Origin of the sequence: Rhodococcus sp. SG20037 (genome assembly GCF_031763325.1) — a bacterium.
Taxonomy (GTDB): domain Bacteria; phylum Actinomycetota; class Actinomycetes; order Mycobacteriales; family Mycobacteriaceae; genus Rhodococcus_F; species Rhodococcus_F qingshengii.
On sequence record NZ_CP134497.1, the window covers coordinates 1,351,632 to 1,370,339 of the forward strand.

Consider the following 18,708-nt stretch of genomic DNA (forward strand, 5'->3'; position numbering starts at 1 on the left):
GGTATGGCGTCGAACCCGTCCGATGTGTCGAATGCACGAGGGCAATCCGAGTCGACTGACGAGGATCAGAAAACACCGTCGATCTGCCCGGCGTGTCAGCACAGTATGGAATCCCACGATCCGCTCGGGGTTCGCTTCTGCGCAGTGACTGCCGACCGCGGTCTCGATCGAAAGTGCATCTGCGCTGCCGATCGTGAGGAAATTCAGCACTACTCGCGATACTGATCCGCCTGGGCATCACGTCAATTCGTACGCCAAGATTCGACTGTCACCTCGACGACACTGCCCGCGCCACTGAACGCGCCGCGGGTGAACCGCACTGAGTGACAGATTCACCCTCGTTGCGACCACTTGCTGCGCAGAAGCATCAGTGCGGTAAGGGTGAGGCCCCATCCGATTGTGGACAGTGCGACGCCCATGCCTGCCTGTCCGGTGACATCGGCACTGGCGTCGATGCTGAATGCTGTGGTGAATCCTGCAGCAGTGCCGGCAGCGGCCGTCATACCGCCGGCCTTCATCCATCGCGAGCAATGTGCGGAACCGAAACACGCCAGAATCACTGTCAGTCCACAGGCGACGACCTGCCAGGTGGGGAACTGTGTCGGAGCAGGCAGGCCGGGGCCGCGGAATCCGCCTTTGTAGTCGGCTGACCAGCTGAGCCAGCCCACGCAAGACAGAAAGCCCAGTGCAAAGGCCAACAGGCCGGTGCTCCACAGTCCGAGTGAGCCCGATCCCGTGTGCCCGCCGCCGAGGGCGGTCGTGGAGTGCTCCAGGCCAGTTCGTTCCGAACGCCAGATTGTCCAGATGATGCTCGCGCCGATAGTTGCGGGCACGCCGACGAAGATGAATGCAATCCAGAGAAACTGCGGCCAGGAGAACTCGAGATCGACAGTCATGGTCGGAGTATGCGCGTACTTCGAATCATGTGCGCCCATCTGTCAATCTGGCGAGTTGCGGGTCAACCTTCCTCGACCTTCTCCACATGTGTACTTGTAGGGTCCAGGTCGATATTCCGTGTGTTGATCAGTCGAAGCCTGGGAACCGGATCGCCCGTGGTGTCGTCGATCAAGATCGAGTGTGGCTCACCGTCATCGAAGGCGTGGCGCTCTCCCCACTGTCGCAGGCTAATGATCACGATGAACAGATCCATACCGCGTTCGGTCAGGATGTACTCGTTGCGGGTACCTTGCGCGTTCGGTTGGACTTCGAAGATTCCCTGCTCGACAAGGACTTTGAGCCTGTCCGTGAGAATGTTCTTTGCGATGCCCAGGTTTCGTTGAAACTGACTGAATCTCGATGACCCGTCGAAGGCGTCACGCACGATCAGCAGCGACCATCTGTCGCCGATGATGTCGGCCGCTCGGGCCGTCGGGCAGTGCGGGTCTGTCCATTGTGCGCGATCCGGCATCGAGTTCCTCATTGGTTGCGTTTTGAAACTGTATTGACGTAACCTCCAAATGGTATCAAAACGCAACCAAGTTGAGGTGGAAGTGCCTGTACGTCATGCTGTCGAGAACTCGCGGGGCAAGTTGAAAATGTCTCGCGGACTTCGCCTGTTGCTCGCAGTGCTCTGCGGGGTCTCGGTAGCCAACATCTACTACGCACAGCCGCTCCTCGGGCAAATAGGCTCGGATCTTTCCATTCCTCCGGCCGGCCTCGGTTTCGTAGTCGCACTCGCCCAACTCGGTTATGTGGTGGGGTTGATCGTGTTGGTGCCATTGAGCGATCTCGTGAATCGAAAGAAATTGATCGCAATCCAGATCGTCGCTGCTGCAACGGGAACGATGCTTGTTGCTCTGGCCACCACGAATCTGCAGCTGTTGATCGGGATGGCGGTCGCAGGCACGTTCTCGGTAGTTGTTCAAGTCATAGTTGCCTATGCTGCGGCAATCAGTGACCCGGACGAGCGGGGCGCAAACATCGGTGTCATCACCAGCGGCGTTGTCGTCGGCATCATCCTCGCTCGGACTGTCGCCGGCGCAGTTGCGGATCTGGCAGGCTGGCGGGCGGTCTACGCGGGATCCACTTTCATTTCGGTACTGGTCGCGGCCGTCGCGCTGACGATGCTGCCGAAAGATCCTCGTTTGCAACACGATAGGCGTTCGTACGTGCGTGCAATGGGGTCTGTCGTGACGTTGACGCTTACGAACCGACTGTTTCGCACCCGGGCCCTGATCGCCTTGTTCCTTTTCGCGTCCTTTGGTGCTTTGTGGAGCGGAATGGCCCTGCCGTTGAGTGAGGAACCATGGCGGTTGTCTACCACACAGATCGGGCTCTTCGGAATCGCAGGATTGGTTGGAGCATTGGGCGCGTTCGGTGCCGGTCGGTGGGCCGATCAAGGCAAAGCGCAACGCGTCACCGGGGCGTCTTTGGTCGTTCTCTTGCTGTCGTGGGTATTCAACGCGCAGGCGACGCACTCGCTGGTGTTACTCGTAGTCGGTGTTGTTGCGTTGGACTTCGCCGTACAGGCTGTTCATGTCACGAGCCAGAATCTGATCGTCGCGAACACACCGGAATCGTCGGGGCAGATCATCGGTAGTTACATGGTGTTCTATTCGTTGGGCAGCGCGGCTGGGGCGGTTTCCACCACTATGGTTTTCGACGCGGCAGGGTGGGGCGCTGCAAGTATTCTCGGCGGCGCCTACGCGTTTGCAGCCTTGATCGCATGGACGATCGATCGATTGCGGACCCGCAACACTCTAGGGAGTTGGGAGCCACGTCCTGGCCGCGACGACCAAGGCGTTCACACCGATGGTCAGGGTCGGCTCGATCACGGGAGCGTAGTGCGGAGAGTGGTTCGACGGCACGGTTCGCAAAGCCGGATCAGTCATGTCACCTGTCGTGAACAGTGAAGGGTCGGTACCGCCCAACAGCCAGTACGACAGTGGCGCACCGGCACTGGTCGCGAGAATGCCGACATCTTCACTACCTGCTCCCGCTCCGGGATCGAGAATCTTGTTCGTCCCCAACCATTCGGCAAACGCATCGAGTGTCTTGTCCAGCGCTGCCGGATCATTGACGACGATCGGAAAGTGCTCCGTCTCGGTGATGGTCGGTGAGGTGGGTGCACCGGCGGTGGCCGCTTCGCCCCGGACGATGCGGTCGACGCTGTCCAGGATGCGCTGACGCACACCTGCGTCGTAGCTGCGGATGTTGAGTTGCAGTTCTGCTTCGCCGGGAATGACGTTGGCGGCATCTCCAGCATGGATGGAGCCGACGGTGAGGACAGCTGTGGCAGTACTCGGGACCTCGCGTGAGATGACAGTTTGCAAACGCAACACGGTTTCGGCTGCCATGACCACGGGATCGACCGAGTTCTCCGGCATAGATCCGTGGGCGCCCTTTCCGACCAGTCTCACACGAAGTGAGTCCGATCCCGCATACGAGGGGCCGGCGTGCCCGGCGATCGTGCCTGCCGGTAGCGGCGATACATGTTGTCCGAGAACGATGTCGGGCCTCGGGAATCGCTCGAACAGTCCGTCGTCGACCATGGCTTGCGCACCCGCGCCAAGTTCCTCAGCCGGTTGGAAGACGAGGACAAGAGTGCCAGACCAGGTCGTCGTATCCTGAGAGAGGATCCGGGCCGCACCGAGTAAGCAGGTCGTATGCAGGTCATGGCCGCACGCGTGGCTGACCGAGACGGTCTTTCCCTGATCGTCGGTCGTTGTCACGGTACTGGCGTAGTCCAATCCGGTTTCTTCCCGAACCGGGAGGGCGTCCATATCCGCACGCAGCAGCGCTGTGGGGCCCACTCCGTTCTTCAGGACTCCGACGACTCCGGTAGTCCCGACATCGGTGGTGGTGTCGAATCCAAGTGCTGTTAAATGTCTTTCCACCAGACTGGATGTTCGTTGCTCGTGAAACCCCAGTTCCGGATGGCTGTGGAGGTCCTTGTACAGGTCGATCAAATCCAGATCCACGGCGATCGTTTCGTGCACTGACGAGGTCATGAGTGTCCTCTCGGTAGCGTCTTTTCAGGCTAACCGGGATGACGGGTCGGTAAACAGGACCTTAGGTCCAACGGTGCCGGTGATGCGGAGTCTGGTGCTACGGCACGTAGAACGATGTGACACCTGGGGTGATGATGGATCCGGCCACGGACAGCACGGCAACAGCGACTTGACCGGTCCCGGTCTGCACGATCGCCTCTGCTGGGACTCCGTTGAGGCCGTCCGAGAGCCGAGCCGAGCCGGAGGCCCCGGTCGAAAGGTTCAGCCAGCGCACTTCGGACGAGAGCAGGCATCCCCACCGGCCTTCCTTGCCTCCGGTGATCGTCACCGTGCCGGGTTGTTCACCGACGACAGCTACGCAGCGGACGGCCGGCGCGTCGAAGCTGCCGTTCGGGTTGCCGTACGGCGCAGGGTTGACCTGGAATGGAATGGTCACCGCGGCGGATGCGAGCGCTACCGACGTCAGAGTAGAAGCGATCACGACGGATGTGCAGACGCTCAGTCGGCGAACGAGATTCATCACGGAGGCCTCCAGCCATGTCCAGGTGATTTGCTTGTCTTCCCCGACGTAACGTTTTGGTCGTAGCTTCCCTTCTTGCATCGCCGCATTGAAGACGACAGCCTCACCATATCCGGTTGCACAGGAGAATTCAGGTACTCGTCGCTATTCGCTACATGTGGCGGCCTCAGATGCCGTCCGTCGAACCGCCTCTGCCGTCGTCGAAGCACGTACTACGGCAACCGGTGTTCCGGCTGTGGGATCGAAACTCCAGTCCTGCCGATAGGACTGGAGTAGATCTGGATCTGTGATCATCGCACCTGGCGACAATCGCTGGGCGAGCGTGTTCAAAGCGTCGACATTGACCATGATCTGGTTTCAGCCTTCCGCTCCGAGATGTGAAACTCATTGTGTCCAAGGCATGTCCGTGGACCTGAGAGTTGAAAGTCATTATCTCGAGTGCGGTTGAGATCTACCGAATATGGCGTACGTCATATGTTGCTGAGGTCGGTCAGTACCTGATCGAAGGCGCCGGTACGTCCAGGTGTGACTACCTTCTGAAACAGTGTCAGGACACATTCGTCAAGGGTGTCCGTTGCTGTGAGGGTTCTTCTGGAGACGGTACTTCTACCGGACCATCGGCCACGTTCCATGTGTGCCAATGCGATTCCGTCACGCCGGGCTGTTGCCTTTCGGCCCGATGAATGAACGAAGAGGTATGTTCTGCCCGCGATATCGACTTCGCACAGCTTGTTCTTGCGGCGCATGGCCTTGGGCTTCTGGTCGATCAGGGTCCCGATCGTTCCGTCGGACAATCGAAGTGATGCAGGTCGGCCTTTACGGAATGCGAGCCTGGATCGATCCTGCTCGGCTGTTGACGATTTCCTCTTCCGCCCGCCGGCAACGCTCTCAGATCCGTCGTCGGATGCGGGAATCAGTTCGCCTTGAACGTTCCCCGACGGATCGAATATCGATACGGCCGAACCATCTTCGGCGAGGTTGACGAACCAGCCGGTCTCTGTAGGGGTGTTCCATTTCATGTAGATGATTATTCTTCATCAGTGCCGAGGAACATCAGCCGACAGCCCGAGACGAGGATCGCGGTCAGGATTCGACAGTCACCTCGACGACGCCATCGTCGCCGTTGAAGCGAACTGCCGGCCAGTACCCGTCCATGAAATGCAAACCGCACGCGTCTGTCAGACGTTGACAATCGCTTCGACGGCCAGACGGTGAAGAGCCTGGTGCTGCTCGAAGACGTGGCGTAGGCGGGGAAGCATGCCGCGTGCAAGGGTGCCGAGCGTTTCGTCGACGATGCCGAAGCTGGGATTTGTCCTCACGTGAGCAGCGTAGACATCGAAGAAGGCAAGCCGCGATTCTGCTGGGGCGGGCACAACGCCCGAACCGTGGCAGGAGCCGTTCTTCGCCAATCCACTCGCAATGTCCCGCTGACTGGGCATCCGGAACCTTCTGCGCCGCGACTGCCTTAGCGTTCTACGTCGATAACCACGTGAAGGGATTTGTTCAATGGCGAAGAATCAGGCACCCCCCGCGACACAAGCCAAGGACATCGTTGTCGATCTACTGGTGATCGGGTCCGGTACCGGCATGGCTGCCGCCCTCACCGCGAACGAGCTCGGCTTGTCCACGCTGATCGTGGAGAAGACGCAGTACGTTGGCGGTTCGACGGCGCGGTCCGGTGGAGCGTTCTGGATGCCTGCCAACCCGATCTTGGCGAAAGCCGGTGCGGGCGACACCGTTGAGCGCGCGAAGACATACGTGCGTTCGGTGGTCGGTGATACTGCCCCTGCCCAACGTGGGGAGGCATTCGTCGACAACGGTGCGGCCACCGTCGACATGCTTTACCGCACGACGCCCATGAAGTTCTTCTGGGCCAAGGAATACTCCGATTACCACCCCGAACTGCCGGGAGGTAGCGCCGCCGGACGTACCTGCGAGTGCCTGCCGTTCGACGCGTCGGTACTCGGCGCGGAACGCGGTCGCCTGCGGCCCGGTTTGATGGAAGCCGGACTGCCGATGCCGGTGACAGGTGCGGACTACAAGTGGATGAACCTGATGGTGAAGAAGCCGAGCAAGGCTTTCCCTCGCATCATCCGCCGCCTGGCGCAGGGCGTTTACGGCAAGTACGTACTCAAGCGTGAATACATCGCAGGCGGTCAGGCGCTCGCCGCCGGCCTGTTCGCAGGTGTGGTCCAGGCCGGTATCCCGGTGTGGACGGAAACGTCGTTGGTTCGGCTCATCACCGAAGATGGCCGCGTAACGGGTGCAGTTGTGGTGCAAGACGGACGTGAAGTGACGGTGACCGCTCGGCGTGGTGTCGTTCTGGCAGCCGGCGGGTTCGACCACAACATGGAGTGGCGCCACAAGTACCAGTCGGAGAGCCTCGGTGAGCACGAGAGCCTGGGCGCAGAGGGCAACACCGGCGAAGCGATCGAGGCAGCACAAGAGCTCGGCGCAGGTATCGGATCGATGGATCAGTCGTGGTGGTTCCCCGCGGTGGCAAGCATCAAGGGCCGCCCGCCGATGGTGATGCTCGCAGAGCGTGCGCTGCCAGGCTCGTTCATCGTCGACCAGACCGGTCGTCGATTCGTGAACGAGGCGACGGACTACATGTCGTTCGGCCAGCGCGTGCTCGAACGGGAAAAGGCCGGAGATCCGGCCGAGTCGATGTGGTTTGTTTTCGACCAGGAGTACCGCAACAGCTACGTGTTCGCAGGCGGTATCTTCCCTCGTCAGCCGCTTCCGCAGGCATTCTTCGACTCCGGCATCGCGCACAAGGCGAGCAGTCCGGTCGAACTTGCCCGCAAGGTCGGTCTTCCCGAGGAGGCTTTTGCCGAGTCCTTCGAGAAGTTCAACGAGGCCGCTGCTGCCGGTAGCGATGCGGAATTTGGTCGCGGCGGAAGTGCATACGATCGGTACTACGGCGACCCGACAGTGTCCCCGAACCCGAACCTGAGGAAGCTCGACACGAGTGCCCTCTACGCGGTGAAGATGACGCTCAGCGACCTCGGCACCTGCGGCGGTGTGCAGGCGGACGAGCATGCACGCGTGCTTCGTGAGGACGGCAGCGTGATCGACGGCCTGTATGCGATCGGCAATACTGCGGCCAACGCATTCGGTCACACCTACCCGGGCGCCGGTGCAACGATCGGCCAGGGGCTGGTTTACGGATACATTGCCGCTCACCACGCAGCCGAGAAAGTAGCTTCGACTCAGCAGTAGATCCACTAGGCAACAGATCGCCGAACGGGAGATCAGCACGCGTTTCCGATGCCGGGAACGTGCACTGGTCTCCCGTTCGGCTTGTAGGAGCAATGCCGCCTGTATGTCCCATCTCGGTAACGCTGACGCGCCGGGTGATCAAGACGCGGTATCGTCTCCAGAAGTGACATGGGGCACTGGCGATTGTTCGACCAGATGCCATCCACCGAAGGCGCGCCTGATATCGACCGGTCGGGTCGAATGCGCAAAAACAGGTATGTACCCAGGTAATTCAACCGTGGTGTGGAGCGTCGTGAAGCGACAGCGTATGAGGTGATTCCTCATCCGCAACGCAAGGATCTCCATGTTCCACCCCCTTTCCGACCATCCGGGTAGACACCCGCCCTGTCGATCTTCGAATGAGAAGCCTTCGGTTTGTTCCGGCATTCGTAGTCCTCGATCAACGATCGATTCAGGCACTGCCTCGATGTAGAACCCGTATCTCCTGTGCTGTCACCAGGAGTTGCAGACCTGCGGGTCTATGCGCGCGCTCGCGTTCGAGAGCGGTCACCGTACCTCTCTCCATGGCGCGATCCGAACATTTCACTCCAACGGAGTCTTGGTGCGATACACCAAGTAGCTCAGCACGTATTGAGTGCTGTCTGCGGGTAGAGCCTGCACCTGCTCCGAGCACATCAGTCAAGGAAAACATGAGTAAGCACAGAAAACACAAGCCTTCCAGCACAAAACGATTCATCGCCGTAACTGCGGGACTGGGCGCCCTTGTGGGGGCCGGAGCAGTAGCCAATGCAGGTACCGCCGGTGCGCAGGGCTGGTCGGCGAGTTGCAATTGGGAGTGGCCGGTAAGCGGATCACTTTCGCAGGGTTACCACGCGGGACATGACGGAGTCGACTTCGCTGTCAACGTCGGCACCGCGCTCCACGCGCCCACATCGGGCACGATTTCTGTTGCCGGACCCAATGATCCGGGTGGATATGGAACGTACATCCAGTTGGAAGCGGACAGTGGCGAGCAGATTCAGATGGGCCACCTCTCCGAAACATGGGTCGGTGTGGGGCAACACGTCGAGGTAGGCGACGAGATCGGGGCAACGGGTAACACCGGTAGCTCCACCGGCCCACATCTGCATCTCCGCATTCACAGTGGAGGCGCCGTCGATCCCATGTCCTTCCTGAGTTCGATCGGGGCGTGCGATACCGGGTCGAGTATTGCTCCCGCGCCCGCGCCCGCGCCCGCGCCCGCGCCGGCACAGGACGTAGCACCCGAATTTGCACCGGAACCGGCGCCTGCTCCCGTTGTCTACTCTGAGACATCCGAATCTGCACCGGTAGAAAGCATTCCGGAGTCGGAGACTCCAGCGCCCGGCTCAGAGGTAGTCGTTGCAGCCGGTGATACATTGTTCGACCTCGCGACAGAACGAGGTCTCACCTGGCAGCAGGTGTGGGACATGAATCCGCAGATCGTCAATCCCGATCAGATCCTTGTGGGCGACGTGATCAACTTGTGAGAGTTGATAATTCGATACTGATCCGGAGATGAGTCAACGGCTCGTACACGACCGGTTTCAGTACCCCAGTTGACTCCGAGTTCCACTTCGTGTGCGTGAGCGCTGCAGCCGGGCCGTGCATTTCACGGTCCGGCTGTTTTGCGCGCTCCGAGAAGTGATTCCTACCGAAGTACTGATGTGTGGTGGTTCGCTTCTCGGGCAGCCACGGCCAATCAATGGGGATCTTGCCGATACTATTGAGCCCGTGAACCGGTCCGCGATCACCTCCCTACGTCGACGTTGGTCAGATGAGGGCGTCGATAATTTACGGGCGCAGCTGCTCGATCAGTCGCGGATCGTCAAGCCGCCCCACACTCTCGTCTCCCCATGGGCGGAGACCGATGACGGGCTGATCGATGTGCGTGGCCTGACAGCGGGTAGCGCTGGATTGGACATCCGGTATCTCACGTTGGAACGGATTGATCTGAGTTTCGCTCGGGGTCCGATCTCCGTCTTCGAATCCGAATTATTCGACTGCCGTTTCGATTTCGTGGCACTGACCGGACAGCCCCGTTTCAATCGCCGATTCGAACGGTGCAGTTTCCGGGGTGCGACGCTCTCTCGTCTGGCGCTCGGACCGAGGGTCGTCGATTGCGATTTCACTGGAGCCAAAGCACGCGGGCTCCGCTCCGTGCCCAATACTGTGTTCGAACGATGCGCATTCGACGACACAGACCTGACTGGTGCGCAGTTCGCCGATACCTCATTCGTGGAGTGCACTTTCGGCGGCGCACGATTCTCGGCGGCCACGAGTTTTGTGCGGTGTTCCTTCACCCGGACCGCTGTCGAGTTCTCCGAGGCGCAAGTGTCGCGAACAACGTGTGACGGCACCGCGATTCCGGATCAATGGGAAGGTGAGGCCGATTCAGCAGTCGCACTGGAGCGGTATGCCGGTCGATATGCCCGAGCACTTGGCGTGGGGGATACAGAGGGTATGGCCCTCGATCCTGAAATGGATGATTCGTAAAGGGGCAGATCGATGACTCGCGGGGTCACGTTCAGGACAGTATTCGGTGGACCGTCGGTGCCGCTTGACTTCATCGAGGAGTTGACTCGGCTCAGACACCGGCTGAGGGGCATCGCGATGCAGTACGACTTCGATCTGTTTGTTGTCGTTGGTGGCGACATCTCCGTGGTGACCGATCCGACCGGGATCCGGCTTCCGCGTGTGTTTCTGGGCAGGCGTACCGCTACGGCGCAGGTACAGATGAACACTGACGACGTGATGGGGGTGCCCGACCCGCGTGCATTTCTGTACACGACGATCCATGCGGCACTGACGGAACTGATCACGCGTGTCTCAGACCGCGACAACGACTTCGATGCGGACGGGGAGCGAGCGAAGATCGAGTTCTTGATCCTCGATGACATTGGCGAGCGCGAATCAAAGCTGTGATGGCAAATGACAAATGCTGCGCTCCCGCATTCGTCAGGCTGTTGTCACTCTCTGGCATCAAACACTGCGGTGACCACTTCACAGAAAATCGCCGGGTGCCGGCGATGGACGAACCTCACTGTGAGTTCTGCGGTGCGCGGTAGCGGTGACAAGTAGGTAGCGTTCAGCTGCGGCGTAGTCGGTGATCGATGTTCCGTCGGGCCCGGGGGTTTGAGTGATCAGGTCGAGGTATCGGCGGCGATAGAGGTATGCGTCGGGCTGGGTCAACAGGTACTCCGCGGCAGCGACGACGTCCAGGCTCGGTGCGGCTCGTCTGAGCCGGGTGCGCGCCGGCTGGTACGCAGCTCTGGCGTGTTTGGTCGGCCCGGTGGCCGTGTAGTGCCCGTCGCTGTGGTCGTCGTCTCGGGCATTGTCATTCATATCGTCGCCTTGGTGTGAATGAGCTCGACGTTGCCGTTGTAGTAGCCGAGGACACGGTGATCCATCATCCGCCGCCACAGTGGTGGTACGGCAGCGCAGACGATCATCACCGCGTATCCGGCAGGGAGTTGCGGAGCGGTTGGAGCGCTGCGCAGAGATTGGTAGCGCAGACGCGGATTCGCGTGATGGTCACTGTGTCGTTGTAATTGGTACAGGAACAAATTGGACAAGAGATGATCACTGTTCCAACTGTCTTCGGGCCGGGCTTTGACAAAGCTGCCGTCTTGTCTTCGCGCACGGAGCAATCCGTAGTGTTCGAGGTAGTTTGCGGCCTCGAGGAACGTGATCCCGGCCAAGGCTTGCAGGAGCAGCCAGGGCAGTATCTGCCACCCGAATAAGGTGATCAACGTCCCGAACAGTGCGGCGCTCAGCGACCATGCCTGCAAGATGTTGTTTCGAGGCGACAGTGCGGGTGAACCCTGCCGGCGCAGGCGTGCTGATTCGATCCGCCAGCCCGATTTCAGACCTCCGAATACGCTGCGGGGCAGGAATATCCAGAACGATTCCCCGAAACGAGCACTGGCGGGATCGCGCGGCGTCGCAACGTTGACGTGGTGACCGTGATTGTGCTCGATGTAGAAGTGCCCGTAGAACGATTGAGCGAGCACAATTTTCGCCAACCGCCGCTCGAGGCGGCTGCTCTTGTGGCCTAGTTCGTGTGCGGCATTGATACCGACGCCCGCAACGACGCCGACGGTCATCGCCAGTGCGATCTTCTCTCCGGTTGCCATCGGGGCGTGCGCCCAACACCATGCGGCGAAGACGAGGCCAGCGTATTGAAGTGGCACGAACAGGTAGGTACACCAGCGGTAGTAGCGGTCGTCCTGCAATGCCGCGATCACGTTGTCGGGTGGGCTGCGGCCATCTGCGCCGACTGCGACGTCGACGATCGGGATGACGAGAATCAGGATCCAGGCACCGGTCGCCCAGAACAGGCCGAGGTGCAAATATTCGACCAGCAGCCAGGACAGGAAGGGACTCAGCGGGATCAGCAATCCCAACGGCCACCAGTAACGCTTCCGATCCCGCCATGCAGGAGCGTCGACACCTGCTTCGGCGCTCGCTCGAATGTCGTCGGTGTCTGTCATCGAAACTTCTCGAGCACGGGAAAGTGGAATACGGTCATTGCTCTCCAACGGTTCGTGCGGACTTTCGAAGTGGTGTGCTGCGGCGTCTCAGGCGGTTAGGCCAGGTCGGCGAATGCGATGATGTTGTCGTTGTAACTGCGTGCGGTTTCGTCGAAGGATCCACCGCACGTGATGATCCGGAGTCCGGGGTGGTCGATGTCGCCGTATACGACGTCGGTGGGAAAGTCCTCTTTGGGGAAGTGTTCGACACTGGTAGCGGTGAACACTGCGCGACTTCCGTCTTCGCGGGTGACGATGATGTCGGCTCCTGTTTCGAGATTCCGCAGATCGAAGAAGACCCCGTCGGTGCCTTGCCAGTCGACGTGGCCGGCGATGATTGCCGGTCCGACCTCACCGGGTGCGGGAGCGCCGGTGTACCACCCTGCGTCCTTCCCATCCGGTGGGACCTCGAGTGCTCCATCGGTATCGAGTCCGAGATCGATGATGTCGGTGTCGACGCCGATGGACGGGATTTCGAGGCGCGCGGGGCGGTGTTCAGCAGTTACCGGCGCCCTTTCGGGCAGTGCAGAGTCAGTGGCGCGTGGCGCGGATGTGGTGTCTTGTCGAGGCGACGAGTGTGGTTGTGAATTTCCGCTGTCGGATTGTCCACCGGCGCATCCGACCACCGTTACGAGTACTGAAACAGTAAGGGCGAGAGCCGTGATGGCTCGGCGAGTTCGCGGAGCCATCACGGAGTTTTCGTCTTTCATCTATCGACTTGTCCGACGGATGACGAGGGCCGACATAGCCACGACGCTGAAGAAGCCGACGAGCAGGGCGATCCACCCTCCACTGGACTGTCCGTCGCGTTGGGATTGTGTGCTTCCGTCACCGGTGTCGACCGACCCTCGTGGTACCTGCTGCACCTGAGGGGCTCGAACATTCGGGGATTCCGGGCCTACCGGTTGAGTGGTCGGGGTACCCGTTCGAGAAGCTGACGTCGTCGGCACCCGAGACGGGACGGTTACCGTCCCGGGAACGGTGGGAGGTATTCCCGGCAGTGGTGGGAGACCGGGAATCTCGGGTATGGACGGAATGTTTCGGCTGGTCGTGATGATCGGCGGTACGTCCACAGTGGTTGTAGTCGTGCCGTTCGGCCCTGGTGTGGTGGTCGTCGCTTCCACCGGTGTACCAGTCGTGGTTGTAGTCACCTCCGGCGGGACGACCGTCGTGGTTGTAGTCACCTCCGGCGGGACGACCGTCGTGGTTGTAGTCACCACCGGCGGGACCACAGTCGTGGTGGTAGTCGTCGCGGTGTCAGGCGGGACTGTAGTCGTCGTAGTGGTCGGAGTCGTGGTCGTGACAGGAGGCGCACAGGTCGGGATCGTAACGGTGTTCGTATCCAGAGTGACCGCGCCATTGATCGCCAACAGTCGACCCTCGACGGTTGCCTCGGTTGTGGCAGTAATGTCTGTCAGCGCCAACAGGTTTCCTCGGAAGACGGAGTTGGTGCCCAGGGTGGCGGAACTTCCAACCTGCCAGAAAACATTGCACGCCTGCGTTCCGTTGATCAGTGCAACGGTGCTGGACGACGATGTGATCAGCGTTGATCCCGCTTGGAAGACGAAGACTGCATCGGGGTCACCTTGCGCGTCGAGGGTGACGGTTCCCGACAGTGCGATCGACGAACCGGAGTTGTAGACACCCGAAACCAGTGTCCGACCGGTCAAGTCGTCTCCCGTCGGTTGTGTGGGTCCCTGACCGGCAAGAGTGTTGTAGGCAGTCAACACGTCGGGTTTCGCTCCCTGCGATACCGCGTCGCCACCATGATTGGTGCCGGTAATCGTCAGGTCCGATACACCGGTGATGGTTGGAGTCGGATACGTGCCGATATCGCCGCCGAGGGTTGTCGGTCCGGTGTTGGTGATTCCTGCTCCGGCAAGGACTGCAAAGGGCTCAGCGGTGCCGAGTCCGACAGCAGTCGCTTCCGCGCCGGCAGTGCCGGCCGGCAAGACGAGAATGCCGACGGAGAAAACGGAAATCGTTGCAATACCCGAGAATTGAAAGAACCGCGAGCGTCGTGTTGCGGTGGGTGCTGTCATGTTCTGTTCATCTTCGATCCTTTGAAGAAGGGACTCATGCGACGAAAGTGAGTCCGTACGTCCGCGCCGACTCCGGCGCCGGGACGTATCGATGAGCGCCCACGTAAATCCGGACATTCCGGGTATACGATGTGTGTATACGTTGTATGCATAGGGCGTATCCGAACAGTAAACCAGCCGTACTGTTCTGTCAACGCGTAGGCATACGTTGTATGTTTTGTGAATGACCGGACACTCGCCAGATCGCACTAAGGGTTTGATTCCCGCCGCGGACCGCGAGGAGCCCCTCACCAGGGCGCTCGTACTCTCGACGGCGTTGGCGATCATCGACGAGGAAGGTGCCGACGGCCTCTCCATGCGCCGACTGGGCAAAGCGCTCGACAGAAATCCGATGACTCTCTACAGGTACGCGGCCAACAAGGCGGCCCTGCTGGACGGGGTCGTCGAGACCGTGCTCGAACAACTGGTCGTCGACCCGTCCGATCGCGACTGGAGGGGGCAGCTGCACGCAGTTGCGTACGGGTATCGCCGCCTCGCGCTCGCGCACCCCAACGTGGTTCCTTTGCTGGTCACTCGGCCGCTGTCCACCCCGCTCGGATTGCGTCCTCCCGGGACGTTGCGCTACGTCGAAGCGATTCTCGAACTGCTGATACGGGCCGGTTTCACTCCTGAAGACGCATTACACATCTACCGAGCAGTGTTCGGCTTCCTCAACGGGCACATTCTCAACGAGCTTCAGGAAATAGTCGAAAATCCCGAGGAGACGGACGATCTCTTGCGACTCGGTCTGCATCGGCTTGCGCTTGCCGAGTTTCCGAGACTGCGGTCGATGGCTACGATCATGGCTCACTACGACGGGCAGGACGAACTCGAGCGCGGTCTGGCAATCCTTCTGGAGGGTCTGGCGACGGCATCTCCTCCGACGAGGGTTGAGGGCTGACCACTTTCAGTTTGGGTATCGACATGAGACGACCTCGACGGCCACACAATTCAGGGGACCGACGAGGTCGGTAAGCGTCAGCGCAGTCACTGACGTCTACATTTCAACCGTACGAGTCACGGTCGGCAGGTGGCGGCGAGCTTCGTCCTTGTTGTGTGAGTGTTTCGTCCTGCTTCGCCCATTTCGGGCGGTTCCTGACCTGCTGCAGGTGATGGCTCTTCGGTTCGGCCGGAATGCTTCATCGAGCTGAACGTGTGTAGAGCGCCTGTAAATGTCTTCCGTCCGCCTCGGTGGACGGACGGAAGGCATCAATTCATTTGTGGGTGACCGTATTCGGCGAACACGGTCTGGTTTTGTCAGGGTTGAAATTCTTCGTTGGTGGGGTTCTCGGGCGGGGTGGCCGCGAGGATGCGCTTCCACCAGCCTTGCCGCTGCGGGTCTTCGTTCCAGACGACCGGTTCAGCCAGAGCTGCGGCGGGGGCCATGATTGGTGCGGGCATAGTGGACCTCCTGGATGAAAGGCTCTCGTACAGTCGATTTCGTGCCAAGCCGTTCAGGTCAGGCTTCGATCTGTCCTTGGGTTTTCACCTCGGAGTTTGCGGTGCGGGACGGTGGCCCCGACGAGATTTCGATCCGCCGCGGTTTCGCCTTCTCTGCGATCGGCAAGGTCACGGTCAACACGCCGTTGTCGTATGAGGCGACGATCCGTTCGGAATCGATGTCCTCACTGATGGACAGCTGCCTTCTGTATGTTCCTGTGAAACGCTCACCGGCCAGCCACGTCACTCCCTCTTCGGAAATGGCGCTGCGGTGCGCGGTCAGGGTGAGGGTCGAGCCGTCTACCTGTACGTCCACTGATCCTGGGTCGACGCCGGGAAGATCGGCGTGAAGGACGTAGTGGTCATCGATCTTGTAGAGGTCCATCGGCATGAAGCGTGGACTTCGGCTGCTGCCGGTTCCGGTGGCAAGCAGGGACTTGGTGATCGCGTCGATGTCGGTGAAAGGATCGAAACGAAGCACAGCAACACACCTCCCGTATCGTCTAAGAAAGGTCACCGTCACCTCGACGGCGACCGAACTTACTGTGCGAGAACATGATAACCAGCCAAGCTGGCACTCTGCAACCTCGAGTGCCAGATTTTTTCGGTGAACTTCGGTCCGATTTTCGGAAGTATCCGAAATGGCGCGATCAGTTCGCCAGGGATGTCAGAGGGTCCGGCGAAACACCTTGTCTTCGTCGACTGTGACGGCACCGGATGCGATGAGTCGTTCGAGGTGTAGCTGAGCTGTCCGTCGTTCGACGGCGTCGACGTACGGGGCCGATACGTGGGGGCGGTAGACGAGTCGATGAGCGACTATGTCTTCCAAGAGTTTTGGTTCGCCGAGGAATTGGATGAGACGGTCTTCGCGGCTCAGTAATTTGTCGCGGTATGCGGACAACCGGCGACGGAACTCGTCGCTGCCCTCGACCACGCCCTTCTGATGGAATGTTCCGTACCAGCGTGCGTCGATCGTTGCGACGTGGTCGATGGAGTCGAGGAAGTCGTTGACGCTGCTACCCAGGTCGCCGTACATCGGGCCGAAGGAGGTGAGGTCGATGTCGGCGACGTAGAAGAAGCCGTCTGGTTCGACGAGGACCCCGCAGTGTCCGCGGGTGTGCCCTGGCAAATGAATGACTGTCGCAGTGCGGTCGCCGAGGTCGAAGACGTGGCCGCCCGCGATCCCCGACACGTTCTCGTGGGTCGGGGGTATGCCGTATTGCGTAGCAATCGACTGCTGGACCTCGACTCGTTCGTTCGGAGGAAGGCCGTAATTGGTGAGCATCGTGTCGAGGGATGCGACTGCGGGTGCGTCGAGATGGTGCGCATAGGCCGGGGTGTCGAAATGGCGTAGTCCGGCGATGTGGTCCTCGTGCCCGTGGCTGACGAATACGAGGTCTGCGCCGACGGGGTCGCGGTCGAGGGAGAGCGAAGGGTCGATGACGAGCGTGCTTTCAGATCCGTGCACTACCACGGTGTTCCCGTAGGGGACGGCACCACCGTTCTCAGGAACCAGTACCGAGACCTTGCCGAATTCTGCAGGTGTGAACATCTTTCGCCTTCCTCGTGACGATCGTGTCGTGACGACACCGGCTTGCAGGCTCGAATCAGTGGAGATGTTGTCGAGACGTCTCGACAGTATCCGTTGCCCAAGCGGCGAGGTGCATCGGATAGTGGCAGTAGATCCAGTCAGTGTGCAGTGCCGGCTATTTCGTCGAGAGTCCGTTCGACGGCTCGGGCGATCTTGCTTGCAGGTGGGAGATGCTCGGCATCGGCCTGGATTCCGATCCAGAATGTGTCGTTGTAGGACGCTGCGGTGAAGCCGACGCGGACATTGCCCGCCAACGGGCCCAGAGGCCAGAGTTCGACTAGCGCTGCCCCGTCGAGCGTGAGCGGGCCGCGCGGTCCATGGACGTTGGACACGACTGCACCGATCATGTGCTGCCGCTTTGCGAGCTTGTCGAAAACGCCGGCGATACGCGGTGACCGAAAGGTTGTTCCCGCAGCGCGTGCGGAAGGTTTGGCCGCAGCGGTTTGCTTCGCGACGATCGCGACTGTGCGTTGTGGGTCGGTTTCACGAAGTGGAAGGTCGATGATCATGAACCCGACGGCATTGCGTGCGCTACCGATCGCTGTGACTGCGACGGGTACCGATACCGCAATCGACTTGGGGATGGGCTCGCCGCATTCTTGGAGGATGAATCGCAGTCCGCCGCCCACCGCAACGAGATAGGCATCGTTCAAAGTGCCTCCCGCTTGCTGCGCGGCATGCTCGATCAGAGAGGTGCGGACGTTGACGGACGAGATCGATCTCGTGGGACCAATGGCGCCCAGCAACACCCGTGATCGGATTGGCCGGTGCAGGAAAGTACCGATTCGAAATCGGAGGAGGTCGAGGGAACCGGCGGCCTTCGGAGGGATGTTCGGCACGGGAGCGCCCGGGTCGGTACTTTTCGAATCAGGTGAGGCGAACAAGCGCTCGAAAAGGTCGCTGGCTCTGGCGCCGTCGAGAACCGCGTGATGCACTCGGATCACAATGCCGCACAGACCCGGTCGAGCTGCAGGAACGAAGGCGATGTGCCACAACGGTCGGGTGGTGTCGAGGGGTTGCATCACGAGTCGACCACAGACGGATTCGAAGTCGGGTTCTGTAGGCCCGCGTTCGTCAAGCGAGAGATGGAGGTCGAAGTCGATGTCGTTTTCCGTCCACCACCATGACCCGTTCCGCATGATCGGTCGCTGCCGCAGTAACGGCTCCTGCGCGATGTGAGCGGCGAGAGTGCGGTGAAGTCGCACTAGATCAGGTCGACCGTCTCGATCGACGAAGCCACCAGGAGCGAGCAGTCCGGCAATAGTGACCAGGTAGGGCTGGACGTGCACACCGAGCTGGAAGCTCGCAGCGTCGACGGGTGATATCGGCACGTCGGGTGTGGTGTCGACCATCT

20 protein-coding genes and 1 pseudogene are annotated in these 18,708 nt (G+C 60.4%); 7 read left to right on the forward strand and 14 right to left on the reverse strand.

Annotation, left to right across the window (positions count from 1 at the left end; translation table 11 throughout):
* Positions 1–3: 3 nt before the first annotated feature.
* Complete coding sequence (locus tag RHP72_RS06245) at positions 4–225, forward strand: RGCVC family protein (protein ID WP_075832430.1); 222 nt, start codon at positions 4–6, stop codon at positions 223–225.
* Positions 226–332: 107 nt separating this feature from the next.
* Here RHP72_RS06245 and RHP72_RS06250 read toward each other — a convergent pair whose 3' ends face one another.
* The gene (locus RHP72_RS06250) at positions 333–935 is read right to left on the reverse strand and encodes a hypothetical protein (protein WP_397517608.1); all 603 of its coding nucleotides are present in this window, start codon (positions 933–935) and stop codon (positions 333–335) included.
* Between the two features lie 23 nt (positions 936–958).
* On the reverse strand, positions 959–1,408 hold the full coding sequence (locus RHP72_RS06255; RefSeq protein ID WP_007726458.1) for a helix-turn-helix domain-containing protein: 450 nt from the start codon (positions 1,406–1,408) through the stop codon (positions 959–961).
* A gap of 127 nt (positions 1,409–1,535) precedes the next feature.
* On the opposite strand from RHP72_RS06255, the pseudogene RHP72_RS06260 reads away from it, so the two are divergent.
* Positions 1,536–2,633: pseudogene (locus RHP72_RS06260) on the forward strand (MFS transporter); the annotation flags it as partial.
* A gap of 66 nt (positions 2,634–2,699) precedes the next feature.
* Here RHP72_RS06260 and RHP72_RS06265 read toward each other — a convergent pair.
* The 4 genes from RHP72_RS06265 to RHP72_RS06280 form a co-directional block, all read right to left on the reverse strand.
* Positions 2,700–3,950 carry an amidohydrolase gene (locus RHP72_RS06265; RefSeq protein WP_064114285.1) on the reverse strand — a complete coding sequence of 417 codons (1,251 nt, stop codon included), beginning with the start codon at positions 3,948–3,950 and terminating at the stop codon, positions 2,700–2,702.
* A 97-nt stretch (positions 3,951–4,047) separates the two neighbouring features.
* The gene (locus RHP72_RS06270) at positions 4,048–4,470 is read right to left on the reverse strand and encodes a hypothetical protein (RefSeq protein WP_007726468.1); all 423 of its coding nucleotides are present in this window, start codon (positions 4,468–4,470) and stop codon (positions 4,048–4,050) included.
* 470 nt (positions 4,471–4,940) lie between these two features.
* Entirely contained in the window at positions 4,941–5,489 is a 549-nt protein-coding gene (locus RHP72_RS06275; protein WP_311094472.1) for a hypothetical protein, read from the reverse strand.
* 159 nt (positions 5,490–5,648) lie between these two features.
* Positions 5,649–5,909, reverse strand: a complete 261-nt coding sequence (locus RHP72_RS06280; RefSeq protein ID WP_042452363.1) for a hypothetical protein — start codon at positions 5,907–5,909, stop codon at positions 5,649–5,651.
* Between the two features lie 67 nt (positions 5,910–5,976).
* Here RHP72_RS06280 and RHP72_RS06285 point away from each other — a divergent pair, with 67 nt between their 5' ends.
* From RHP72_RS06285 to RHP72_RS06300, 4 genes are all read left to right on the forward strand, one after another.
* Entirely contained in the window at positions 5,977–7,692 is a 1,716-nt protein-coding gene (locus tag RHP72_RS06285; RefSeq protein ID WP_003943733.1) for a 3-ketosteroid-delta-1-dehydrogenase, read from the forward strand.
* Between the two features lie 689 nt (positions 7,693–8,381).
* Positions 8,382–9,200 (forward strand): M23 family metallopeptidase, encoded by an 819-nt coding sequence (locus RHP72_RS06290; protein ID WP_257237539.1) that lies wholly within the window; start codon positions 8,382–8,384, stop codon positions 9,198–9,200.
* Positions 9,201–9,444: 244 nt separating this feature from the next.
* A complete protein-coding gene (locus RHP72_RS06295) occupies positions 9,445–10,206 on the forward strand; it encodes a pentapeptide repeat-containing protein (RefSeq protein ID WP_064443221.1) in 762 nt (253 codons plus the stop codon).
* A 12-nt stretch (positions 10,207–10,218) separates the two neighbouring features.
* On the forward strand, positions 10,219–10,635 hold the full coding sequence (locus RHP72_RS06300) for a hypothetical protein (RefSeq protein ID WP_042452357.1): 417 nt from the start codon (positions 10,219–10,221) through the stop codon (positions 10,633–10,635).
* A 78-nt stretch (positions 10,636–10,713) separates the two neighbouring features.
* Here RHP72_RS06300 and RHP72_RS06305 read toward each other — a convergent pair whose 3' ends face one another.
* The 4 genes from RHP72_RS06305 to RHP72_RS06320 form a co-directional block, all read right to left on the reverse strand.
* The gene (locus RHP72_RS06305) at positions 10,714–11,055 is read right to left on the reverse strand and encodes a hypothetical protein (RefSeq protein WP_063314901.1); all 342 of its coding nucleotides are present in this window, start codon (positions 11,053–11,055) and stop codon (positions 10,714–10,716) included.
* Positions 11,052–12,203 (reverse strand): alkane 1-monooxygenase, encoded by a 1,152-nt coding sequence (locus tag RHP72_RS06310; RefSeq protein WP_054826870.1) that lies wholly within the window; start codon positions 12,201–12,203, stop codon positions 11,052–11,054. The genes RHP72_RS06305 and RHP72_RS06310 overlap by 4 nt, the downstream gene beginning before the upstream one ends.
* A gap of 95 nt (positions 12,204–12,298) precedes the next feature.
* Positions 12,299–12,952, reverse strand: a complete 654-nt coding sequence (locus RHP72_RS06315) for a class F sortase (protein ID WP_003943710.1) — start codon at positions 12,950–12,952, stop codon at positions 12,299–12,301.
* Positions 12,953–14,284 carry an ice-binding family protein gene (locus RHP72_RS06320; protein ID WP_064689434.1) on the reverse strand — a complete coding sequence of 444 codons (1,332 nt, stop codon included), beginning with the start codon at positions 14,282–14,284 and terminating at the stop codon, positions 12,953–12,955.
* Between the two features lie 223 nt (positions 14,285–14,507).
* Between RHP72_RS06320 and RHP72_RS06325 the strand changes: the two genes are divergently transcribed.
* Positions 14,508–15,224: a TetR/AcrR family transcriptional regulator C-terminal domain-containing protein gene (locus tag RHP72_RS06325; protein ID WP_042452349.1), complete on the forward strand. Its 717-nt coding sequence runs from the start codon at positions 14,508–14,510 to the stop codon at positions 15,222–15,224.
* 356 nt (positions 15,225–15,580) lie between these two features.
* Here RHP72_RS06325 and RHP72_RS06330 read toward each other — a convergent pair whose 3' ends face one another.
* From RHP72_RS06330 to RHP72_RS06345, 4 genes are all read right to left on the reverse strand, one after another.
* Positions 15,581–15,724, reverse strand: a complete 144-nt coding sequence (locus RHP72_RS06330; protein ID WP_165639161.1) for a hypothetical protein — start codon at positions 15,722–15,724, stop codon at positions 15,581–15,583.
* 58 nt (positions 15,725–15,782) lie between these two features.
* Positions 15,783–16,244, reverse strand: a complete 462-nt coding sequence (locus RHP72_RS06335; protein ID WP_007726499.1) for an Hsp20/alpha crystallin family protein — start codon at positions 16,242–16,244, stop codon at positions 15,783–15,785.
* A 186-nt stretch (positions 16,245–16,430) separates the two neighbouring features.
* The gene (locus RHP72_RS06340; RefSeq protein ID WP_042452347.1) at positions 16,431–17,315 is read right to left on the reverse strand and encodes an MBL fold metallo-hydrolase; all 885 of its coding nucleotides are present in this window, start codon (positions 17,313–17,315) and stop codon (positions 16,431–16,433) included.
* Between the two features lie 137 nt (positions 17,316–17,452).
* Entirely contained in the window at positions 17,453–18,706 is a 1,254-nt protein-coding gene (locus RHP72_RS06345; protein WP_042926669.1) for a wax ester/triacylglycerol synthase domain-containing protein, read from the reverse strand.
* Positions 18,707–18,708 lie beyond the last annotated feature (2 nt).

Bases quoted from the DNA above. Each gene is read 5' to 3' on its own strand.
- RHP72_RS06255 (WP_007726458.1), bottom strand. From the start codon at position 1,408: ATGCCGGATCGCGCACAATGGACAGACCCGCACTGCCCGACGGCCCGA.
- RHP72_RS06305 (WP_063314901.1), bottom strand. From the start codon at position 11,055: ATGAATGACAATGCCCGAGACGACGACCACAGCGACGGGCACTACACG.
- RHP72_RS06310 (WP_054826870.1), bottom strand. From the start codon at position 12,203: ATGACAGACACCGACGACATTCGAGCGAGCGCCGAAGCAGGTGTCGAC.
- RHP72_RS06245 (WP_075832430.1), top strand. From the start codon at position 4: ATGGCGTCGAACCCGTCCGATGTGTCGAATGCACGAGGGCAATCCGAG.
- RHP72_RS06340 (WP_042452347.1), bottom strand. From the start codon at position 17,315: ATGTTCACACCTGCAGAATTCGGCAAGGTCTCGGTACTGGTTCCTGAG.
- RHP72_RS06345 (WP_042926669.1), bottom strand. From the start codon at position 18,706: ATGGTCGACACCACACCCGACGTGCCGATATCACCCGTCGACGCTGCG.
- RHP72_RS06280 (WP_042452363.1), bottom strand. From the start codon at position 5,909: ATGCCCAGTCAGCGGGACATTGCGAGTGGATTGGCGAAGAACGGCTCC.
- RHP72_RS06320 (WP_064689434.1), bottom strand. From the start codon at position 14,284: ATGACAGCACCCACCGCAACACGACGCTCGCGGTTCTTTCAATTCTCG.
- RHP72_RS06275 (WP_311094472.1), bottom strand. From the start codon at position 5,489: ATGAAATGGAACACCCCTACAGAGACCGGCTGGTTCGTCAACCTCGCC.
- RHP72_RS06285 (WP_003943733.1), top strand. From the start codon at position 5,977: ATGGCGAAGAATCAGGCACCCCCCGCGACACAAGCCAAGGACATCGTT.
- RHP72_RS06290 (WP_257237539.1), top strand. From the start codon at position 8,382: ATGAGTAAGCACAGAAAACACAAGCCTTCCAGCACAAAACGATTCATC.
- RHP72_RS06270 (WP_007726468.1), bottom strand. From the start codon at position 4,470: ATGAATCTCGTTCGCCGACTGAGCGTCTGCACATCCGTCGTGATCGCT.
- RHP72_RS06250 (WP_397517608.1), bottom strand. From the start codon at position 935: ATGGGCGCACATGATTCGAAGTACGCGCATACTCCGACCATGACTGTC.
- RHP72_RS06300 (WP_042452357.1), top strand. From the start codon at position 10,219: ATGACTCGCGGGGTCACGTTCAGGACAGTATTCGGTGGACCGTCGGTG.
- RHP72_RS06315 (WP_003943710.1), bottom strand. From the start codon at position 12,952: ATGAAAGACGAAAACTCCGTGATGGCTCCGCGAACTCGCCGAGCCATC.
- RHP72_RS06330 (WP_165639161.1), bottom strand. From the start codon at position 15,724: ATGCCCGCACCAATCATGGCCCCCGCCGCAGCTCTGGCTGAACCGGTC.
- RHP72_RS06325 (WP_042452349.1), top strand. From the start codon at position 14,508: ATGACCGGACACTCGCCAGATCGCACTAAGGGTTTGATTCCCGCCGCG.
- RHP72_RS06265 (WP_064114285.1), bottom strand. From the start codon at position 3,950: ATGACCTCGTCAGTGCACGAAACGATCGCCGTGGATCTGGATTTGATC.